This window comes from Streptomyces sp. NRRL F-4489 (assembly GCF_001509485.1).
Lineage (GTDB): Bacteria > Actinomycetota > Actinomycetes > Streptomycetales > Streptomycetaceae > Streptomyces.
In genome coordinates this window covers 33697-54671 of record NZ_LLZI01000265.1, presented here as the reverse complement: position 1 = coordinate 54671, position 20975 = coordinate 33697, and the positions used below count along the sequence as shown (strand labels likewise).

Genomic DNA, 20975 nt, shown 5'->3' with positions numbered 1-20975 from the left:
AAAGCATGAGCAAGATCCTGATCCGCGGTGCGCAGGTGCTCGGCGGCGCGCCGCAGGACGTACTGATCGACGGTGAGGTCATCGAGGCGGTGGGCAGCGGGCTGTCCGCCGAGGGCGCCGAGGTCGTCGAGGCGGCCGGCAAGGTCCTGCTGCCGGGCCTGGTCGACCTGCACACCCACCTGCGCGAGCCCGGCCGGGAGGACTCCGAGACCGTCCTGACCGGCACCCGCGCGGCCGCGTCCGGCGGCTACACCGCCGTGTTCGCCATGGCCAACACCTTCCCCGTCGCCGACACCGCCGGCGTGGTCGAGCAGGTCTACCGGCTCGGCAAGGAGTCCGGCTACTGCGACGTCCAGCCGATCGGCGCCGTCACCGTCGGCCTGGAGGGCCGCAAGCTCGCCGAGCTGGGCGCGATGCACGAGTCGGCCGCCGGCGTGACCGTCTTCTCCGACGACGGCAAGTGCGTGGACGACGCGGTCATCATGCGGCGGGCGCTGGAGTACGTGAAGGCGTTCGGCGGCGTGATCGCCCAGCACGCCCAGGAGCCGCGGCTGACCGAGGGCGCCCAGATGAACGAGGGCGTGGTCTCGGCCGAGCTGGGGCTCGGCGGCTGGCCCGCCGTCGCCGAGGAGTCGATCATCGCCCGGGACGTGCTGCTCGCCGAGCACGTCGGCTCCCGGGTGCACATCTGCCACCTCTCCACCGCCGGCAGCGTCGAGATCGTCCGCTGGGCCAAGTCCCGCGGGATCGACGTCACCGCCGAGGTCACCCCGCACCACCTGCTGCTCACCGACGAGCTGGTACGCAGCTACAACCCGGTCTACAAGGTCAATCCGCCGCTGCGCACCGAGCGCGACGTCCTGGCGCTGCGCGAGGCGCTGGCCGACGGCACGATCGACATCGTCGCCACCGACCACGCCCCGCACCCGCACGAGGACAAGGACTGCGAGTGGGCCGCGGCCGCGATGGGCATGGTGGGCCTGGAGACCGCGCTGTCGGTCGTCCAGCACACCATGGTCGAGACCGGGCTGCTGGACTGGGCCGGGGTCGCCGACCGGATGTCCTTCACCCCGGCGCGGATCGGCGGGCTGGCCGGGCACGGCCGCCCCGTCTCAGCCGGTGAGCCCGCCAATCTCACGCTGGTCGATTCCGCATACCGTGGAGAGGTGGACCCCGCGGGCTTCGCCTCCCGCAGCCGCAACACCCCCTACGAGGGCCGTGAGCTGCCGGGACGCGTCACCCACACCTTCCTGCGGGGCCGCGCAACGGTCGTCGACGGGAAGCTGGCGTGACTCCTTACCTGTTCCACTTGGCCGCGGCGCAGCACTCGGCGCCGGTCACCGACTGGGCCGCCCGCCTCGCCTGGGTCGCCGGCCTCCTGGTCTTCATCGCCTTCGTCTACTGGCTGATGCGCCAGGGCTGGAAATGGCGCGGCACGCTCCAGGGCGACCTGCCCGAGCTGCCCGCCGTCCCGGCCGACGCCGGCGAGGCCCGGCTCACCCTCAGCGGCCGCTACCACGGCTCGACCACGGCCGGGCAGTGGCTCGACCGGATCGTCGCCCGGGGCCTGGGCACCCGCAGCCGCGCCGAACTCACCCTGACCGACCAGGGCCTGGCCGTCGTCCGGCCGGGCGCGGCGGACTTCTTCGTCCCGGCCGCCGCCCTCCGCGGCGCCCGCCTGGACAAGGGCATCGCCGGCAAGGTCCTCCCCGAGGGCGGCCTGCTGGTCGTCACCTGGGAGCACGGCGGGAAGCTGATCGACTCCGGCTTCCGCTCCGACCGCGCCGGCGAGCACCCCGCTTGGGTCGCGGCCCTCGGCCGCAGTGAGCCCGCCCCCGACCACACCACCGAGCACACCGAAACGGAAGGCGCACGATGACGACCTCCACCAAGGGGACCGCCGCAATCCCCGCCGTACTCGTCCTGGAGGACGGCCGCACGTTCCGCGGCCGCGCCTACGGGGCCGTGGGGGAGACCTTCGGCGAAGCGGTGTTCTCCACCGGCATGACCGGCTACCAGGAGACGCTGACCGACCCCTCGTACCACCGCCAGGTCGTCGTCATGACCGCCCCGCACGTCGGGAACACCGGGGTCAACGACGAGGACCCCGAGTCCGCGCGGATCTGGGTCGCCGGCTACGTCGTCCGCGACCCCGCCCGCGTCCCGTCCAACTGGCGCTCCCGCCGCTCCCTCGACGAGGAGCTGCGCCGCCAGGGCGTCGTCGGCATCCGCGGGATCGACACCCGCGCGCTCACCCGCCACCTGCGCGAACGCGGCGCGATGCGGGTCGGCATCTTCTCCGGCAACGCGCTGCCCGACGAGGGCACCATGCTCGCCGAGGTGCGCCAGCAGCCCGAGATGCAGGGCGCCGACCTCTCCGCGGAGGTCGCCACCAAGGAGGCGTACGTCGTCCCGGCCATCGGCGAGAAGAAGTTCACCGTCGCCGCGGTCGACCTCGGCATCAAGGGCATGACCCCGCACCGCATGGCCGAGCGCGGCATCGAGGTGCACGTGCTGCCGGCCACCGCCACCGCCGAGGACGTCTACGCGGTCGCCCCCGACGGCGTGTTCTTCTCCAACGGGCCCGGCGACCCCGCCACCGCCGACCACGCGGTCGGCGTGATGCGCGAGGTGCTCTCCCGCAAGACCCCGCTGTTCGGCATCTGCTTCGGCAACCAGATCCTGGGCCGCGCGCTGGGCTTCGGCACGTACAAGCTCAAGTACGGCCACCGCGGCATCAACCAGCCGGTGCAGGACCGCACCACCGGCAAGGTCGAGGTCACCGCGCACAACCACGGCTTCGCCGTGGACGCGCCCCTCGACAAGGTCTCCGACACACCGTTCGGCCGCGCCGAGGTCAGCCACGTATGCCTCAATGACAACGTGGTGGAGGGGCTCCAGCTCCTCGACCAGCCGGCCTTCAGCGTCCAGTACCACCCCGAGGCGGCTGCCGGCCCGCACGACGCCGCGTACCTCTTCGACCGCTTCGTATCCCTGATGGAGGGCGAGCGTGCCTAAGCGCACCGATATCCAGTCCGTCCTGGTCATCGGCTCCGGCCCGATCGTCATCGGTCAGGCCGCCGAGTTCGACTACTCCGGCACCCAGGCGTGCCGGGTCCTCAAGTCCGAGGGCCTGCGCGTGATCCTGGTCAACTCCAACCCGGCCACGATCATGACCGACCCGGAGATCGCCGACGCCACCTACGTCGAGCCGATCACCCCGGAGTTCGTCGAGAAGATCATCGCCAAGGAGCGCCCCGACGCGCTGCTGCCCACCCTCGGCGGCCAGACGGCGCTCAACGCCGCCATCTCGCTGCACGAGGCGGGCACCCTCGACAAGTACGGCGTCGAGCTGATCGGCGCCAACGTCGAGGCGATCCACAAGGGCGAGGACCGCGACCGCTTCAAGGAGGTCGTGGAGGCCGTCCGCCGCAAGATCGGCCACGGCGAGTCCGCCCGCTCGTACATCTGCCACTCCATGGAGGACGTCCTCAAGGGCGTCGAGGAGCTCGGCGGCTACCCGGTCGTGGTCCGCCCGTCCTTCACCATGGGCGGCGCCGGCTCCGGCTTCGCGCACGACGAGGAGGAGCTGCGCCGGATCGCCGGCCAGGGCCTCACCCTCTCGCCGACCACCGAGGTGCTCCTGGAGGAGTCCATCCTCGGCTGGAAGGAGTACGAGCTGGAGCTGATGCGCGACAAGAACGACAACGTCGTGGTCGTCTGCTCCATCGAGAACTTCGACCCGATGGGCGTGCACACCGGCGACTCGATCACCGTCGCCCCGTCGATGACGCTGACCGACCGCGAGTACCAGATCCTGCGCGACATCGGCATCGCGGTGATCCGCGAGGTCGGCGTGGACACCGGCGGCTGCAACATCCAGTTCGCGGTCAACCCCGAGGACGGCCGGGTCATCGTCATCGAGATGAACCCCCGGGTATCCCGCTCCTCGGCGCTGGCCTCCAAGGCCACCGGCTTCCCGATCGCGAAGATCGCCGCGAAGCTGGCGGTCGGCTACACCCTCGACGAGATCCCCAACGACATCACCCGGGAGACCCCGGCGTCCTTCGAGCCCACGCTCGACTACGTCGTGGTCAAGGTCCCGCGGTTCGCCTTCGAGAAGTTCCCGGCCGCCGACGCCACCCTGACGACCACCATGAAGTCGGTCGGCGAGGCGATGGCCATCGGCCGCAACTTCACCGAGGCGCTCAACAAGGCGCTGCGCTCGATCGAGAAGAAGGGCGGCCAGTTCGCCTTCACCGGCGACCCCGGCGACAAGGTCGAGCTGCTGGAGCGGGCCAAGGTCCCCACCGACGGCCGGATCAACACCGTCATGCAGGCCATCCGGGCCGGCGCCACCCCGCAGGAGGTCTTCGACGCCACCCGGATCGACCCGTGGTTCGTCGACCAGCTCTTCCTGATCAAGGAGGTCGCCGACGAGGTGGCGGCCGCCGACCAGCTCGGCCCGGAGATCCTTGCGGAAGCAAAGCGCCACGGCTTCTCCGACGCCCAGATCGCCGAGCTGCGCGGGCTGCGCGAGGACGTGGTCCGCGAGGTCCGGCACGCGCTCGGCCTCCGCCCGGTCTACAAGACCGTCGACACCTGCGCGGCCGAGTTCGCGGCCCGGACCCCGTACTTCTACTCGTCCTACGACGAGGAGACCGAGGTCGCGCCCCGCGAGAAGCCCGCGGTGATCATCCTCGGCTCCGGCCCCAACCGCATCGGCCAGGGCATCGAGTTCGACTACTCCTGCGTCCACGCCTCGTTCGCGCTCAGCGACGCCGGCTACGAGACCGTGATGGTCAACTGCAACCCGGAGACCGTCTCGACGGACTACGACACCTCCGACCGCCTGTACTTCGAGCCGCTGACGCTGGAAGACGTGCTGGAGATCGTGCACGCCGAGACCCAGGCCGGCCCGGTCGCCGGCGTCATCGTCCAGCTCGGCGGCCAGACCCCGCTGGGCCTGGCGCAGGCGCTGAAGGACAACGGCGTGCCGATCGTCGGCACCTCGCCCGAGGCCATCGACCTCGCCGAGGAGCGCGGCGCGTTCGGCCGGGTGCTCACCGAGGCCGGGCTGCCCGCGCCCAAGTACGGCACCGCCTTCTCCTTCGAGGAGGCCAAGACCATCGCCGCCGGCATCGGCTACCCGGTCATGGTCCGCCCCTCGTACGTCCTCGGCGGCCGCGGGATGGAGATCGTCTACGACGAGCCCTCGCTCGCCGCGTACCTGGAGCGCCACGCCGGTCTGATCGACCAGCACCCGGTCCTCATCGACCGGTTCCTCGACGACGCCATCGAGATCGACGTGGACGCGCTCTACGACGGCCACGAGCTCTACCTCGGCGGCGTCATGGAGCACATCGAGGAGGCCGGTATCCACTCCGGCGACTCCGCCTGCGCGCTGCCCCCGATCACCCTCGGCGGCTACGACATCAAGCGGCTCCGGGCCTCCACCGAGGCGATCGCCAAGGGCGTCGGCGTGCGCGGCCTGATCAACATCCAGTTCGCGATGGCCGGCGACATCCTCTACGTCCTGGAGGCCAACCCGCGCGCCTCGCGGACCGTGCCCTTCACCTCGAAGGCCACCGCGGTCCCGCTGGCCAAGGCCGCCGCCCGGATCTCGCTGGGCGCCACCATCGCCGAGCTGCGCGCCGAGGGCATGCTCCCGAAGACCGGCGACGGCGGCACCCTGCCGCTGGACGCGCCGATCTCCGTCAAGGAAGCCGTCATGCCGTGGTCCCGCTTCCGGGACGCCTCCGGCCGCGGGGTGGACACCATCCTCGGCCCGGAGATGCGCTCCACCGGCGAGGTCATGGGCATCGACTCGGTCTTCGGCACCGCCTACGCCAAGTCCCAGGCCGGCGCGTACGGCGCGCTGCCCACCAAGGGCCGGGCGTTCGTCTCCGTCGCCAACCGCGACAAGCGCTCGATGATCTTCCCGGCCCGCGAGCTGGTCGCCCACGGCTTCGAGCTGCTGGCCACCTCCGGCACCGCCGAGGTGCTGCGCCGCAACGGCATCAACGCCACCGTGGTGCGCAAGCAGAGCGAGGGCGAGGGCCCGAACGGCGAGAAGACCATCGTCCAGCTGATCCACGACGGCCAGGTCGACCTGATCGTCAACACCCCCTACGGGACCGGCGGCCGGCTCGACGGCTACGACATCCGTACCGCGTCGGTGGCCCGCGGCATCCCCTGCCTGACCACCGTCCAGGCGCTGGCCGCGGCCGTCCAGGGCATCGAGGCGGTGTCCCGCGGCGACGTCGGGGTGCGCTCCCTCCAGGAGCACGCCAGGCACCTGACGGCGGCCCGCGAGGAGTAAGGGACCAAGGAGGGGGGCACCGCGGCGGTGCCCCCCTCTTCACGAGCCCCACACCCCCCTGGAACCCTCCCGCGAAGGCCCGCCACCACCATGTACCGCCTGTTCTTCCAGCTGTTCTTCCAGCGCATGGACCCCGAGAAGGCCCACCACCTGGCCTTCCGCTGGATCCGCCTGGCCGCCCGCGTCCCGGTGCTCCGCACCTTCGCCGCGGCCGTCCTCGCCCCCCGCTACAGGGAGCTGCGCACCGAGGCCCTGGGCCGCCGGATGCACGGCCCGTTCGGCCTGGCCGCCGGCTTCGACAAGAACGCCGTGGCCATCGACGGCATGGCCCTGCTCGGCTTCGACCACGTCGAGATCGGCACGGTCACCGCCCAGCCGCAGCCCGGCAATCCCAAGAAGCGGCTGTTCCGCCTGGTCCCGGACCGCGCGCTGATCAACCGCATGGGCTTCAACAACGACGGTTCGGCGGCGGTCGCCGCCCGCCTGGCCGCCCGCAACCCGGTCTTCAGGACCACCGTCGGCGTCAACATCGGCAAGACCAAGACCGTCCCGGAGTCCGAGGCGATCGCCGACTACGTCACCTCCACCGAGCGCCTGGCCCGCCACGCCGACTACCTCGTCGTCAACGTCTCCTCGCCGAACACGCCGGGGCTGCGCGACCTCCAGGCCGTCGACCACCTGCGCCCGCTGCTCACCGCGGTCCGCAAGGCCGCCGACCGCAGCGTCCCCGACCGCCGGGTCCCGCTGCTGGTCAAGATCGCCCCCGACCTCGCCGACGAGGACGTGGACGCGGTCGCCGACCTCGCCCTGGAGCTGCGCCTGGACGGCATCATCGCCACCAACACCACGATCGCCCGCGACGGCCTCGGCCTGGTCTCCGACCCCGAGCTGACCGCCGAGACCGGCGGTCTGTCCGGCGCGCCCCTCAAGGAGCGCTCCCTGGAGGTCCTGCGCCGCCTGTACGCCCGGGTCGGCGACCGCCTCACCCTCATCGGTGTCGGCGGCGTCGAGACCGCCGACGACGTCTGGGAGCGCATCCTGGCCGGCGCCACCCTCGTCCAGGGCTACAGCGCCTTCATCTACCAGGGCCCGTTCTGGTGCCGCGCGCTCCACAAGGGCCTCGCCGCCCGCCTGCGCACCAGCCCGTACGCCACCCTCGCCGACGCGGTCGGCGCCGAGCACAAGAAGGTGACCACGTGAGCCCGGAGCCCTTCGGCGCCCGCCTGCGCCGCGCCATGGACGCGCGCGGCCCGCTCTGCGTCGGCATCGACCCGCACGCCTCCCTGCTGGCCGACTGGGGCCTGAACGACGACGTCGCGGGCCTGGCGCGGTTCACCCGCACCGTCGTCGAGGCGCTCGGCGAGCAGGTCGCCGTGCTCAAGCCGCAGGTGGCGTTCTTCGAGCGGTTCGGCTCGCGCGGTATCGCCGTCCTGGAGACCGCCGTGGAGGAGGCCCGGGAGCGCGGCGCGCTGATCCTCATGGACGCCAAGCGCGGCGACATCGGCTCCACGATGAGCGCCTACGCCGAGGCGTTCCTGCACCCGGACTCGCCGCTGTTCGCGGACGCGCTGACGGTCTCCCCGTACCTCGGCTACGGCTCGCTGGCGCCGGCCGTGGAGCTGGCGCGGCGCAGCGGCGCCGGGCTGTTCGTGCTCGGCCTGACCTCCAACCCGGAGGGCGCCGAGGTGCAGCGGGCGGTCCGCGAGGACGGCCGGACGGTCGCCGCGACGGTGCTGGGCCACCTCGCCGCCGAGAACGCCGGCGCCGTGCCGCTGGGCTCCTTCGGCGCGGTGATCGGCGCGACCCTCGGCGACCTCTCGGCGTTCGACCTGGCGATCAACGGTCCGCTGCTGGCCCCCGGCATCGGGGCGCAGGGCGCCACCCCCGCCGACCTGCCCACGGTCTTCGGGGCGTCGGCCGGCAACGTCGTGCCGAGTGTGAGCCGGGGGGTGCTCAAGCACGGTCCGGACGCCGACGCGCTGCGCGCGGCGGCCGCCCGCTGCGCCGGCGAAGTCCGCGCGGCCCTCGCGTAACGCGGTCATTTGGTCCCGAAATGTCCTGGTCAGCTGAGTCTGACCAGGACTTTTCGTCTGTTCTCGCTGACTCCGGCGCCATCGGCCGCTAGTCTCCGACGAGAGCACCGCACGCAAGCGCGTTGCTCGTTGCTCCGCTGTGGCGGGGCGACTAGGTTCCACACCGGTCCGTATCCGACAGTTCGACATCCGAGGTGACGTAGGCGTGGCTCTTCCGCCCCTTACCCCTGAACAGCGCGCTGCCGCGCTCGAAAAGGCCGCCGCGGCTCGCCGGGAGCGCGCCGAGGTCAAGAATCGGCTCAAGCACTCCGGTGCCTCCCTCCACGAGGTCATCCAGCAGGGCCAGAAGAACGACGTCATCGGCAAGATGAAGGTCTCCGCCCTGCTGGAGTCCCTGCCCGGCGTCGGCAAGGTCCGCGCGAAGCAGATCATGGAGCGGCTCGGGATCTCCGAGAGCCGCCGGGTCCGCGGTCTGGGCACGAACCAGATCGCGTCCCTGGAGCGGGAGTTCGGCAGCACCGGTTCCTGAGTTTCCCGGCACCGCCGGGTAGCTGGAATAATCGCTGCATGAGTTCTGCAGTCTCCCGGGGGACGACCCCCGTACCCCCGGCCAGACAACCGCGCCTGACCGTGCTCTCCGGCCCCTCGGGGGTCGGCAAGAGCACGGTCGTCGCGCATCTGCGCAAGGTCCACCCGGAAATCTGGCTCTCGGTTTCGGCCACCACCCGCAAACCGCGCCCCGGGGAGCGCCACGGCGTCCAGTATTTCTTCACCGAGGACGAGGAATTCGACAAGCTGATCGCCAACGGCGAGCTGCTGGAATGGGCCGAATTCGCGGGCAACCGCTACGGCACCCCCCGCCAGGCGGTGCTGGACCGGCTGGCGGCCGGCGAGCCGGTCCTGCTGGAGATCGACCTCCAGGGCGCCCGCCAGGTCCGCGAGTCCATGCCGGACGCCAATCTCGTCTTCCTGGCCCCGCCGAGCTGGGAGGAGCTGGTCCGCCGGCTCACCGGCCGCGGCACGGAGGCCCCCGAGGTCATCGAGCGGCGCCTGGACGCCGCCCGGGTCGAGCTCGCGGCGGAGAAGGAGTTCGACGTGACGCTGGTCAACACCTCCGTCGAGGACGTCAGCCGTGAGCTGCTAGCCTTGATGCTGCGCCGCCCTGAGGACCGGACCACCGGCGACTGACCGGTCCCGCCCCCGGCGCCACGGATTTCCAGCGCCCCGCGCTGTTACCTGCTGCATCCCCTTTCGGAAGGTAGAGAGTGTCCTCTTCCATCACCGCACCCGAGGGCATCATCAACCCGCCCATTGATGAGCTGCTCGAGGCCACCGACTCCAAGTACAGCCTCGTGATCTACGCCGCCAAGCGCGCGCGCCAGATCAACGCGTACTACTCCCAGCTCGGCGAGGGCCTGCTGGAGTACGTCGGCCCCCTGGTCGACACCCACGTCCACGAGAAGCCGCTGTCGATCGCGCTCCGCGAGATCAACGCCGGCCTGCTGACCTCCGAGGCCGTCGAGGGCCCCGCCGTCGGCCAGTAAGCGGCACGGTTTCCCGCACCAAGGGCCCGGCAGGGCCACCTCCCAGCTCCGGCTGGGGGCACCTGCCGGGCCCTTGGCGTGCCGGGAGGGCATAGGTTGAGGGACATGCGTTCGGAACTGGCCGCGGGGAGCGGGGAGACGATGGAGAAGCGGGAGCGGCCCAGGGTCGTCCTGGGGGTCAGCGGCGGGATCGCCGCGTACAAGGCGTGCGAGCTGCTGCGCCGGTTCACCGAGTCCGGCCACGACGTCCGGGTGGTGCCGACCGACTCGGCGCTGCACTTCGTCGGCGAGGCCACCTGGTCGGCGCTGTCCGGCAACCCGGTCGCCACCGAGGTCTGGGAGACCGTCCACGAGGTCCCGCACGTCCGCATCGGCCAGAGCGCCGACCTCGTCGTGGTCGCCCCGGCCACCGCCGACATCATGGCCAAGGCCGCCCACGGCCTGGCCGGCGACCTGCTGACCAACACCCTGCTCACCGCCCGCTGCCCGGTGGTCTTCGCGCCCGCGATGCACACCGAGATGTGGGAGCACCCCGCCACCCAGGAGAACGTCGCCACCCTCCGGCGCCGCGGCGCGCTGGTGATCGAGCCCTCGGTCGGCCGGCTCACCGGCACCGACACCGGCAAGGGCCGCTTCCCCGACCCCGCCGAGATCTTCGACCTGTGCCGCCAGGTGCTGGCCCGCGGCGGCCGGGGCCTGCCGCGGGACCTGGCCGGCCGGCACGTCGTGGTCAGCGCCGGCGGCACCCGGGAGCCGCTGGACCCGGTCCGCTATCTGGGCAACCGCTCCTCCGGCCGGCAGGGATACGCGCTGGCCCGTACGGCCGCGGCCCGCGGCGCCCGGGTCACCCTGGTCGCCGGCAACACCGAGCTGCCCGATCCGGCCGGTGTGGACGTGGTCCGGGTCGGCACCGCCCAGCAGATGCGGGAGGCGGTGCTGAAGGCCGCGGCGGACGCCGACGCGGTGGTGATGGCCGCCGCGGTCGCCGACTTCCGGCCCGCCGCCTACGCCCCCGGCAAGATCAAGAAGAAGGACGGGCAGGAGCCGGAACCCATCGCCCTGGTACGGAATCCGGACATCCTCGCGGAGCTTTCGGCCGACCGCGCCCGCCCCGGCCAGCTGGTCGTCGGCTTCGCCGCGGAGACCGACGACGTCCTGGCCAACGGCCGCGCCAAGCTCGCCCGCAAGGGCTGCGACCTCCTCGTCGTCAACGAGGTCGGCGAGCACAAGACCTTTGGCTCGGACGGGAACGAGGCCGTGATCCTGGCCACGGACGGTACCGAGACCCCCGTCCCGTACGGTCCGAAAGAAGCCCTCGCCGACACCGTCTGGGACCTGGTCGCGCCCCGTCTGGCCGATCCGCGCCCCTGACCGCCGGCCCGTGCGGGCCCGGTGGAATGCGTCCGTCCGCCTTTCCCCGGGCCCCGGAATTTCGGCGTGCCCTCTTGACCAGGGCGATTCCCGCGGTGATCGTCGCTACCGTACGGCAGTGGTGTCCCAGGTCACGGGGGTTCCGTAAATCGAGACTGCGTGCCCGGACGCCACATACGACCGATAAACTGGCAGTGGTCCGGCCGAGCGCAGCTCTCGGCCGTTCCGCTAAATGATCAGCCAGCAGCCGCTGCAACCCCAGGGAGCGATGTGTCCCGCCGCCTGTTCACCTCGGAGTCCGTCACCGAGGGCCACCCCGACAAGATCGCTGACCAGATCAGCGACACCATTCTCGACGCGCTCCTGAAGGAGGACCCGGCCTCCCGGGTCGCCGTGGAGACGTTGATCACCACCGGCCTGGTGCACGTCGCCGGCGAGGTGACGACGAAGGCGTACGCCGACATCCCCAACCTCGTGCGCAACAAGATCCTGGAGATCGGCTACGACTCGTCCAAGAAGGGCTTCGACGGCGCCTCCTGCGGCGTCTCGGTGTCCATCGGCGCGCAGTCCCCGGACATCGCCCAGGGTGTCGACACCGCCCACGAGTTCCGCGTCGAGGGCGACGACGACGAGCTGGACCGGCAGGGCGCGGGCGACCAGGGCCTGATGTTCGGGTACGCCTGCGACGAGACCCCCGAGCTGATGCCGCTCCCGATCTACCTCGCGCACCGCCTCTCGCGCCGGCTGTCCGAGGTCCGCAAGAACGGGACCATCCCCTACCTCCGCCCCGACGGCAAGACCCAGGTCACCATCGAGTACGACGGCAACAAGGCCGTCCGCCTCGACACCGTCGTGGTCTCCTCCCAGCACGCCAGCGACATCGACCTGGACTCGCTGCTCGCCCCCGACATCCGCGAGTTCGTCGTGGAGCACGTCCTGGGCCAGCTCGTCGAGGACGGCATCAAGCTGGACACCGAGGGCTACCGCCTGCTGGTCAACCCCACCGGCCGCTTCGAGATCGGCGGCCCGATGGGCGACGCCGGCCTGACCGGCCGCAAGATCATCATCGACACCTACGGCGGTATGGCCCGCCACGGCGGCGGCGCCTTCTCCGGCAAGGACCCGTCCAAGGTCGACCGCTCCGCCGCGTACGCCATGCGCTGGGTCGCCAAGAACGTCGTCGCCGCCGGCCTCGCCGCGCGCTGCGAGGTCCAGGTCGCCTACGCGATCGGCAAGGCCGAGCCGGTGGGTCTCTTCGTGGAGACCTTCGGCACCGCCACCGTCGACACCGACAAGATCGAGCAGGCCATCACCGAGGTCTTCGACCTCCGCCCGGCCGCGATCATCCGCGACCTCGACCTGCTCCGCCCGATCTACGCCCAGACCGCCGCGTACGGCCACTTCGGCCGCGAGCTGGACGACTTCACCTGGGAGCGCACCGACCGCGTCGAGGCCCTCCGCAAGGCCGCGGGCCTGTAAGCCACGGCCCACCGGCGCACGTCGCTCCCGGAGGCCCCGGACCGCTTCGGCGGCCGGGGCCTCCGGGCGTTCCGGGGCCGGGCCGTTGTCAGTGGCGTCTGCTAAGACTGGTTGCTGTGAGCAGCGAGAACGGTCGAGCGGGGGCGGGTGGGGGAGAGCAGCTGGCCCTCATCCGGGAAGCCGTGCGCGAGACGCGGAAGAAGGAGGAGCGGGCCCGGCCGCGGACGTGGCGCGGGGCCGAGCTGGCGGCGACGCGGCCGGTGGCCCGGGTGCTGGTGGACAAGGGCCCGGTGCATCTGGACAAGCTGTGGGACTACGCCGTCCCGGCCGCGATGGACGCCGAGGCGCAGCCCGGGGTGCGGGTGCGGGTGCGGTTCGGGGCGGGCACGGGCAAGGTCCGGGACGGCCGCCGCGAGGGCGGGGGGCTGCTCGACGGGTTCCTCGTCGAGCGGGTCGACTCCTCCGACTACCGCGGCCCGCTGGCCGCGCTCGCGCAGGTGGTCTCCCCGGAGCCGGTGCTCGGCGAGGAGCTGCTCCAGCTGTGCCGGGCGGTCGCCGACCGCTACGCCGGCTCGCTCGCCGACGTCCTCCAGCTGGCCGTCCCGCCGCGGAACGCCAAGGCCGAGGCGGCCCGCTTCCCGGCGCCCCCGCCGCCGCCCGCGCCGCCCGCGCCGGGGAGCTGGAGCCGCTATCCCGACGGCCCCGCCTTCCTGGAGGCGCTGGCGCGCGGGGACGCGCCGCGCGCGGTGTGGACGGCGCTGCCGGGCCCGCACTGGCCGGCCGAGCTGGCCGCCGCGGTGGCGGCCACCCTGGCGTCCGGGCGCGGCGCCCTGGTGGTGATGCCGGACGGGCGCGCGGCGGCCCGGGTGGACGCGGCGCTGACCGAGCTGGTGGGCCCGGGCCGGCACACCCTGCTGGTGGCCGACTCCGGGCCCGAGGAGCGCTACCGCCGCTGGCTGGCGATACGCCGCGGCGCGGTCCGGGCCGTGGTGGGCACCCGCGCCGCCATGTACGCCCCGGTCGCCGGCCTCGGCCTCGTCGCCATCTGGGACGACGGCAACTCCAGCCACAGCGACATCCACGCCCCCCATCCGCACGCCCGCGACGTGCTGCTGCTGCGCGCCGTCCACGAGAAGGCCGCGTGCCTGGTCGGCGACGTGGGCCGCACCGTGGAGGCCACCCAGCTGGTGGAGAACGGCTGGGCCCGCCCGCTGGAGGCCGGCCGCGAGACGGTCCGGGCGGCCGCCCCGCTGGTGCGTACGGTCGACGAGGCGGAGGAGGCGCGGGACGAGGCGGCCCGCGCGGCCCGGCTGCCGTCGCTGGCCTGGCAGACGGCGCGGGCCGCGCTGGCCCGGGGGCCGGTCCTGGTCCAGGTGCCGCGCCGGGGCTACGTCCCGCGCCTGGCGTGCGTGCGCTGCCGCACCCCGGCCCGGTGCCGGCACTGCGCCGGTCCGCTGGAGGCGCGCAGCCAGGACAGCGCGCTGTGCTGCGCCTGGTGCGGGCGGGAGGCGCCGGGCTGGGCCTGCGCGGAGTGCGGGGGCACCCGGCTGCGGGCCCAGATCGTCGGCGCGCGGCGGACGGCCGAGGAGCTGGGCCGGGCGTTCCCCGAGGTGCCCGTCCGGACGTCCGGCCGGGACCACATCCTGGAGACCGTCCCCGACGCCCCGGCCCTGGTGGTGAGCACCCCCGGCGCCGAGCCGGTCCCCGAGGGTCCGGGTTACGCCGCGGCGCTGCTGCTGGACGGCTGGGCGCTGCTGGGCCGGGCGGATCTGCGGTCCGGTGAGGAGGCGCTGCGCCGCTGGCTGGGCGCGGCCTCGCTGGTGCGCGGCCAGGCGGCGGGCGGCACGGTCGTGGTGATCGCGGAGCCGGCGCTGCGCCCGGTGCAGGCGCTGGTGCGCTGGGATCCGGCCGGGCACGCGCTGCGCGAGCTGGCCGAGCGGGCCGAGCTGGGTTTCCCGCCGGTGTCCCGGATGGCCGCGGTGACGGGCCGCCCCGAGGACGTGGCCGGTCTGCTGGGCGCGGCCGAACTCCCCGCCGGCGCCGAGGTGTTGGGCCCCGTCCCGGTGCCGGCCCCCGATCCCGGCCGCCCCCGCCGGCCCGGCGACCCGCCCCCGGGGGAACACTGGGAGCGCGCGCTCGTCCGGGTCCGCCCCGGCCAGGGCGCGGCGCTGGCCGCCGCCCTGAAATCCGCCCGCGCCGCCCGCCTGGTCAAGCGGGAAGGGCAGCAGGTCCGGGTGCGGATCGATCCGCTGGATCTGGGGTGAGGGGGCCGCTTGCTCGGGGCTGAGGTCCGAGGGGGCGGGCCGGAGCCCCGGCCTGAGCGGTCTGCCCCAGGCCCGGTGTCGGTGCGGCGACCGCGGCGTCAGTGGCCGCGGCGTCGGCGGGCGCCGGCCCCGGGCATTGGCGCGCCCGCCCCGGCGTCGGCGGGCGGCCCGGCGTCAGATCGCGGGGAAGCTCACCGGGAACGCCGGACCCCTCAACCGTTCCGAGGCCCCGGAAAAGCCGTCGGCCGGGCCTCGTCGCGGGTGGTCGCGGAGGGCTGGGTGGGCATGGCGCGGGCGGCGGGGACGGACGGGGCGCCGGTCAGGCCGCCGGCCATGCTGACCGCGCGGGCCGCGGAGGGGTCGGCGGAGCGCACCGCGGTCTCGGCGTCGCCGGACGGCTGGGCGGTGGCCCGCCGGGCGCCGTAGCGGCGGTGCACCGCCTGCTTGGTGACGCCGAGCGCGGAGCCCACCGCGTCCCAGGAGAAGCCCAGCGAGCGGTCGAAGTCGACGGCGGCGGTGACGAGGGTCTCGACGCTGTCGCGCAGCTCCTGGGCGAGGCGCACGGTGGGGGCGGGCGCCCGTCCGTAGACGACGAAGCCCGCGGAGGGGCCCGTGCGCCGCGGCCGGTAGACGTTCCCGAGCTGCGCGGTGAGTGTGCGCAGGGCGTCCACCTGCCGGCGGACCCGCTCGATGTCCCGCACCAGGAGATGCAGGCTGGCGCGCGCCTGGGCGTCGTGGGTTGCGTGGTCGGCCATGAGCAAGCCTCTCGAACCGGCGTGGAAAGGATGGGGGAATGCGATCGGGCCGCCGGAGCGGCCCGGAAACGGTCAATGCTGCTTGACCAACGCGCCAGCAGCGGCTCTGGTCACGGTATGGGGGCGTACGACCTTGTGCGCGGGGCGCGGAGAACTTCGCACGCCCCCCGGCGTTCCGGCCCATGACCTGCGCCGGGGCTCATAGACTGGTGCGCCGTTCCGCTGCGTGTGAGAGGTAGTCCACCACCCATGAGGCTTGTCTTCGCCGGCACCCCCGAGGTCGCCGTACCCGCCCTCGATGCCCTGATCGCCTCCGACCGCCACGAGGTGGTGGCCGTGGTGACGCGGCCGGACGCGCCGGCCGGGCGGGGCCGCAGGCTGGTCGCCAGCCCGGTCGCGGAGCGCGCGGAGGAGGCGGGCATCGAGGTGCTCAAGCCCGTCAAACCGCGCGACGAGGACTTCCTCGCCCGGCTGCGGGAGATCGGTCCGGACTGCTGCCCGGTCGTCGCCTACGGGGCGCTGCTGCCCAAGTCCGCGCTGGAGATCCCGGCCCACGGCTGGGTGAATCTGCACTTCTCGCTGCTGCCCGCCTGGCGCGGGGCGGCGCCGGTGCAGCACGCGGTGCTCGCCGGGGACGAGATCACCGGCGCGACGACGTTCCAGATCGAGCAGGGGCTGGACTCCGGGCCGGTGTACGGGGTGATCACCGAGGAGATCCGGCCCACGGACACCAGCGGGGACCTGCTGACCCGGCTGGCGTTCGCCGGTTCGGGGCTGCTGGTCGCCACGATGGACGGTATCGAGGACGGCAGCCTCAAGGCGGTGCCGCAGCCGGAGGAGGGCGTCACCCTCGCCCCGAAGATCGAGGTGGAGGACGCCCGGATCGACTGGGCCGCGCCGGCGCTGCGGGTCGACCGGGTGGTGCGCGGGTGTGCCCCGGCGCCCGGCGCCTGGACGGTCTTCCGCGGCGAGCGGCTGAAGGTGATGGCGGCCGCGCCCGACGCCGGCCACGCCGGGCCCGCGCTCGCGCCGGGCGAACTGGCCGTGACGAAGAAGGCGGTGCACGTGGGCACCGGCAGCCACCCGGTCGAACTGCTCTGGGTGCAGCCGCAGGGCAAGAAGCCGATGAAGGGCGCGGACTGGGCGCGCGGGGTGCGGATCGCGGCCGGGGAGCGGCTGGGCGGCTGACCGCCGGGGCGGGTGCCCCCGGGGGCTGTTGCGCGGGGTGCCGCCCCCGGGGTCGCGCGGCGGGGTGGCGCCCCGGGGACGTGCGGCGAGGCGGCGCCCCAGCGGCGTGCGCCCCGGGCCCGTCCCCCCGCGCCACCCCCCGCGCCCCCGCGTAGGCTGGGGCGGACCCCCGTCCCGTAATTCCGGAGCACCTTTTCGTGAGTCAGCAGCCGCCGCGCCGCCACGGCACCCGCAAGCCCTACCGCCGCCCGAAGAAGGACCCGGTCCGGATCCTCGCGTTCGAGGCGCTGCGGGCGGTGGACGAGCGGGACGCGTACGCGAACCTCGTCCTGCCGCCGCTGCTGCGCAAGGCGCGCGACGCCGGGGACTTCGACTCCCGGGACGCGGCGCTGGCCACCGAGCTGGTCTACGGTTCGCTGCGCCGCCAGGGCACCTACGACGCGATCGTGGCCCGCTGCGTGGACCGGCCGCTGCGCGAGGTGGACCCGCCGGTGCTGGACGTCCTGACCCTGGGCGCGCACCAGTTGCTCGGCACCCGCATCCCGACGCACGCCGCGGTCAGCGCGACCGTGGAGCTGGCCCGGGTGGTACTGGGCGACGGCCGGGCGAAGTTCGTCAACGCGGTGCTGCGCAAGGTGGCCGCGGACGACCTGGACGGCTGGCTGGCGCGGGTGGCGCCGGAGTACGACGAGGACCCCGAGGAGCACCTGGGGATCGTCCACGCGCATCCGCGGTGGGTGGTCTCGGCGCTGTGGGACGCGCTCGGCGGCGGGCGCGCGGGCATCGAGGAGCTGCTGGCGGCGGACAACGAGCGCCCCGAGGTGACGCTGGTGGCGCGCCCGGGCCGGGCCACCGCCGAGGAGCTGCTGGCCGCCGCCGGCGACGACGGCGCGGTGCCGGGCCGGTGGTCCCCGTACGCGGTCCGGCTCGCCGAGGGCGGTGAGCCCGGCGCGCTGGACGCGGTGCGCGAGGGGCGCGCCGGAGTGCAGGACGAGGGCAGCCAGCTGGTCGCGCTGGCGCTGGCCAACGCGCCGCTGGACGGCCCGGACCGGCGCTGGCTGGACGGCTGCGCGGGCCCCGGCGGCAAGGCCGCGCTGCTGGCCGCGCTGGCCGCGCAGCGGGGCGCGGCGCTGCTGGCGTCGGAGAAGCAGCCGCACCGGGCCCGGCTGGTGGCCCGCGCGCTGGACGGCAACCCCGGCCCGTACGCGGTGATCGCCGCCGACGGCACCCGCCCGGCCTGGCGGCCCGGCGCCTTCGACCGGGTGCTGGTGGACGTGCCGTGCACGGGTCTGGGCGCGCTGCGCCGCCGCCCCGAGGCGCGCTGGCGGCGCCGTCCGGAGGACCTGGACGGTTTCGCGCCGCTCCAGCGGGAGCTGCTGCGGCAGGCGCTGGCGGCGGTGCGGGTCGGCGGGGTGGTGGGCTACGCGACCTGCTCGCCGCATCCGGCGGAGACCCGGGCGGTGGTCGAGGACGTCCTGAAGGGGCGGGGCGGTCCGGCCGTATCGGCGGAGTGGGTCGACGCCCGGCCGCTGATGCCCGGTGTCCCTGAGCTCGGCGACGGTCCGGACGTCCAGCTGTGGCCGCATCTGCACGGGACCGACGCGATGTATCTGGCGCTGCTGCGGCGGACCGGCTGACGGCCGGGCGCGGCGGCGGCCGGTCCGCGCGCACGGGGCCCGGCGGCCCGGGTCCGGCGGACCGGCACAGGAGATATCTTGATGTCGAGCAATGTTGATATCTTGATGTCGAGCAATATTGAAGACGTGGATGGAGCGGAGCACCCGGTGACTGACTCGACCATCATTTACACCCACACTGACGAGGCCCCGGCCCTGGCGACGTACTCGTTCCTGCCGGTGGTGGAGGCGTACGCCTCGACGGCCGGGGTGACGCTGGAGACCCGCGACATCTCTCTGGCGGGGCGGATCATCGCCAGCTTCCCGGAGTACCTCAAGGAGGACCAGCGGATCGCCGACGCCCTCGCGGAGCTCGGCGAGCTGGCCAAGACCCCCGGCGCGAACATCATCAAGCTGCCGAACATCTCGGCCTCCATCCCGCAGCTGAAGGCGGCCGTCGCCGAGCTCCAGGAGCAGGGCTACGCGCTCCCGGACTACCCGGACGACCCCAAGACTGACGAGGAGCGCGAGATCCGCGCGCGCTACGACAAGGTCAAGGGCAGCGCCGTCAACCCCGTGCTGCGCGAGGGCAATTCGGACCGCCGGGCGCCCGCGTCGGTGAAGAACTACGCCAAGGCGCACCCGCACCGCATGGGCGCCTGGTCGGCCGACTCCAAGACCAACGTCGCCACCATGGGCGTCAACGACTTCCGCTCGACCGAGAAGTCCACCGTGATCCCCGCGGACGACACCCTGCGCATCGAGCTGGTCGCCGACAACGGCACCACCACCGTGCTGCGCGAGTCCGTACCGGTCCTGGCCGGTGAGGTCGTGGACGCCGCGGTGATGCGGGTCGCCGCCCTGCGGGAGTTCCTGACCGCGCAGGTCGCCCGCGCCAAGGACGAGGGCGTGCTGTTCTCCGCGCACCTGAAGGCCACCATGATGAAGGTCTCCGACCCGATCATCTTCGGCCACGTCGTGCGCGCCTTCTTCCCGGAGACCTTCGCCCGCCACGGCCAGGACCTCGCCGCCGCCGGCCTGACCCCGAACGACGGCCTGGGCGGTATCTACAAGGGCCTCGAGGCGCTGCCGAACGGCGCCGAGATCAAGGCGTCCTTCGAAGCCGAGCTGGCCGCCGGCCCGGACCTGGCCATGGTCGACTCCGACCGCGGCATCACCAACCTCCACGTGCCGTCCGACGTCATCATCGACGCCTCCATGCCGGCCATGATCCGTACGTCCGGCCACATGTGGGACAAGGACGGCAACGAGGCCGACACCCTCGCCGTCATCCCGGACTCCTCCTACGCCGGCGTCTACCAGGCCGTCATCGACGACTGCCGGGCGAACGGCGCCTTCGACCCGGCCACCATGGGCTCCGTCCCGAACGTCGGCCTGATGGCGCAGAAGGCCGAGGAGTACGGCTCCCACGACAAGACCTTCGAGATCCCGGCCACCGGCACCGTCCGCCTGGTCAACTCGGCCGGCGAGGCCGTCCTGGAGCAGACCGTCTCCGAGGGCGACATCTTCCGCGCCTGCCAGACCAAGGACGCGCCGATCAAGGACTGGGTCAAGCTCGCCGTCACGCGCGCCCGCGCCACCGGCGACCCGGCCGTGTTCTGGCTGGACGCCGAGCGCGCCCACGACGCCCAGCTGATCAAGAAGGTCGAGCAGTACCTCCCGGAGTTCGGTCCCGAGGGCCTGGACATCCGGATCCTCTCGCCGATCGAGGCCACCAAGCTCTCCGTCGAGCGCATCCGCCAGGGCCTGAACACCATCTCGGTCACCGGCAACGTCCTGCGCGACTACCTCACCGACCTGTTCCCGATCCTGGAGCTGGGCACCAGCGCCAAGATGCTCTCGGTCGTCCCGCTGATGAACGGCGGCGGCCTGTTCGAGACCGGCGCCGGCGGTTCCGCGCCCAAGCACGTCCAGCAGCTGGTCAAGGAGAACTACCTCCGCTGGGACTCGCTCGGTGAGTTCCTGGCGCTGGCGGTCTCCTTCGAGCACCTGGCGAACACCACCGGCAACGCCCGCGCCAAGGTCCTCGGCGAGACCCTGGACCGCGCCACCGGCACGTTCCTGAACGAGGACAAGTCGCCGACCCGCCGCCTCGGCGGGATCGACAACCGCGGCAGCCACTTCTACGTCGCCCTCTACTGGGCGCAGGAGCTGGCCCGGCAGACCGAGGACGCGCAGCTCGCCGAGGCGTTCGCGCCGCTGGCCAAGACGCTCGCCGAGCAGGAGCGGACGATCGTCGACGAGCTGATCGCGGTGCAGGGCTCGCCGGCCGACATCGGCGGCTACTACCACCCGGACCCGGCCAAGGCGTCCGCGGTGATGCGCCCGTCGAAGACGCTGAACCAGGCGCTGGCCGGCCTCAAGGGCTGACCGCCGCCGTAC

The 20975-nt window shown here is 73.3% G+C and carries 16 protein-coding genes; 15 read left to right on the top strand and 1 reads right to left on the bottom strand.

Annotated features, from left to right (window positions below):
* Positions 1-5 precede the first annotated feature (5 nt).
* The 12 genes from ADL22_RS27975 to ADL22_RS27920 all read left to right on the top strand — a co-directional run bounded on the left by ADL22_RS27975 (position 6) and on the right by ADL22_RS27920 (position 15013).
* Positions 6-1292 (top strand): dihydroorotase, encoded by a 1287-nt coding sequence (locus ADL22_RS27975; RefSeq protein WP_066985728.1) that lies wholly within the window; start codon positions 6-8, stop codon positions 1290-1292.
* Complete coding sequence (locus tag ADL22_RS27970; RefSeq protein ID WP_066985725.1) at positions 1289-1879, top strand: hypothetical protein; 591 nt, start codon at positions 1289-1291, stop codon at positions 1877-1879. Before ADL22_RS27975 ends, ADL22_RS27970 begins: the two co-directional genes overlap by 4 nt.
* Complete coding sequence (carA, locus tag ADL22_RS27965; RefSeq protein ID WP_066985721.1) at positions 1876-3018, top strand: glutamine-hydrolyzing carbamoyl-phosphate synthase small subunit; 1143 nt, start codon at positions 1876-1878, stop codon at positions 3016-3018. Before ADL22_RS27970 ends, carA begins: the two co-directional genes overlap by 4 nt.
* Positions 3011-6322: a carbamoyl-phosphate synthase large subunit gene (carB, locus tag ADL22_RS27960; protein WP_066985718.1), complete on the top strand. Its 3312-nt coding sequence runs from the start codon at positions 3011-3013 to the stop codon at positions 6320-6322. Before carA ends, carB begins: the two co-directional genes overlap by 8 nt.
* 90 nt (positions 6323-6412) lie before the next feature.
* Positions 6413-7522 (top strand): quinone-dependent dihydroorotate dehydrogenase, encoded by a 1110-nt coding sequence (locus ADL22_RS27955; protein ID WP_066985715.1) that lies wholly within the window; start codon positions 6413-6415, stop codon positions 7520-7522.
* Positions 7519-8355, top strand: coding sequence for an orotidine-5'-phosphate decarboxylase (gene pyrF / locus ADL22_RS27950; protein WP_066985712.1), 837 nt, complete (start codon positions 7519-7521; stop codon positions 8353-8355). Before ADL22_RS27955 ends, pyrF begins: the two co-directional genes overlap by 4 nt.
* Before the next feature lie 205 nt (positions 8356-8560).
* Positions 8561-8884 (top strand): integration host factor, encoded by a 324-nt coding sequence (locus ADL22_RS27945; protein ID WP_066985710.1) that lies wholly within the window; start codon positions 8561-8563, stop codon positions 8882-8884.
* A gap of 38 nt (positions 8885-8922) precedes the next feature.
* Entirely contained in the window at positions 8923-9543 is a 621-nt protein-coding gene (gene gmk, locus ADL22_RS27940) for a guanylate kinase (protein ID WP_066985707.1), read from the top strand.
* A gap of 77 nt (positions 9544-9620) precedes the next feature.
* Entirely contained in the window at positions 9621-9899 is a 279-nt protein-coding gene (gene rpoZ / locus ADL22_RS27935; protein WP_066985704.1) for a DNA-directed RNA polymerase subunit omega, read from the top strand.
* A gap of 105 nt (positions 9900-10004) precedes the next feature.
* The gene (gene coaBC / locus ADL22_RS27930; RefSeq protein WP_420711605.1) at positions 10005-11270 is read left to right on the top strand and encodes a bifunctional phosphopantothenoylcysteine decarboxylase/phosphopantothenate--cysteine ligase CoaBC; all 1266 of its coding nucleotides are present in this window, start codon (positions 10005-10007) and stop codon (positions 11268-11270) included.
* Between the two features lie 270 nt (positions 11271-11540).
* Positions 11541-12749, top strand: a complete 1209-nt coding sequence (metK, locus tag ADL22_RS27925) for a methionine adenosyltransferase (protein ID WP_066985698.1) — start codon at positions 11541-11543, stop codon at positions 12747-12749.
* A gap of 116 nt (positions 12750-12865) precedes the next feature.
* The gene (locus ADL22_RS27920; protein WP_066985695.1) at positions 12866-15013 is read left to right on the top strand and encodes a primosomal protein N'; all 2148 of its coding nucleotides are present in this window, start codon (positions 12866-12868) and stop codon (positions 15011-15013) included.
* 212 nt (positions 15014-15225) lie between these two features.
* Here the strand turns inward: ADL22_RS27920 and ADL22_RS27915 are convergent, their stop codons facing one another.
* The gene (locus tag ADL22_RS27915; RefSeq protein WP_066985691.1) at positions 15226-15768 is read right to left on the bottom strand and encodes a hypothetical protein; all 543 of its coding nucleotides are present in this window, start codon (positions 15766-15768) and stop codon (positions 15226-15228) included.
* A gap of 249 nt (positions 15769-16017) precedes the next feature.
* On the opposite strand from ADL22_RS27915, the gene fmt reads away from it, so the two are divergent.
* From fmt to ADL22_RS27900, 3 genes are all read left to right on the top strand, one after another.
* Complete coding sequence (gene fmt / locus ADL22_RS27910) at positions 16018-16956, top strand: methionyl-tRNA formyltransferase (protein ID WP_066985688.1); 939 nt, start codon at positions 16018-16020, stop codon at positions 16954-16956.
* 197 nt (positions 16957-17153) lie between these two features.
* Positions 17154-18593 (top strand): RsmB/NOP family class I SAM-dependent RNA methyltransferase, encoded by a 1440-nt coding sequence (locus ADL22_RS27905; protein ID WP_066985684.1) that lies wholly within the window; start codon positions 17154-17156, stop codon positions 18591-18593.
* 147 nt (positions 18594-18740) lie between these two features.
* Entirely contained in the window at positions 18741-20963 is a 2223-nt protein-coding gene (locus ADL22_RS27900; protein ID WP_066985682.1) for an NADP-dependent isocitrate dehydrogenase, read from the top strand.
* The last annotated feature ends 12 nt before the right edge of the window (positions 20964-20975 follow it).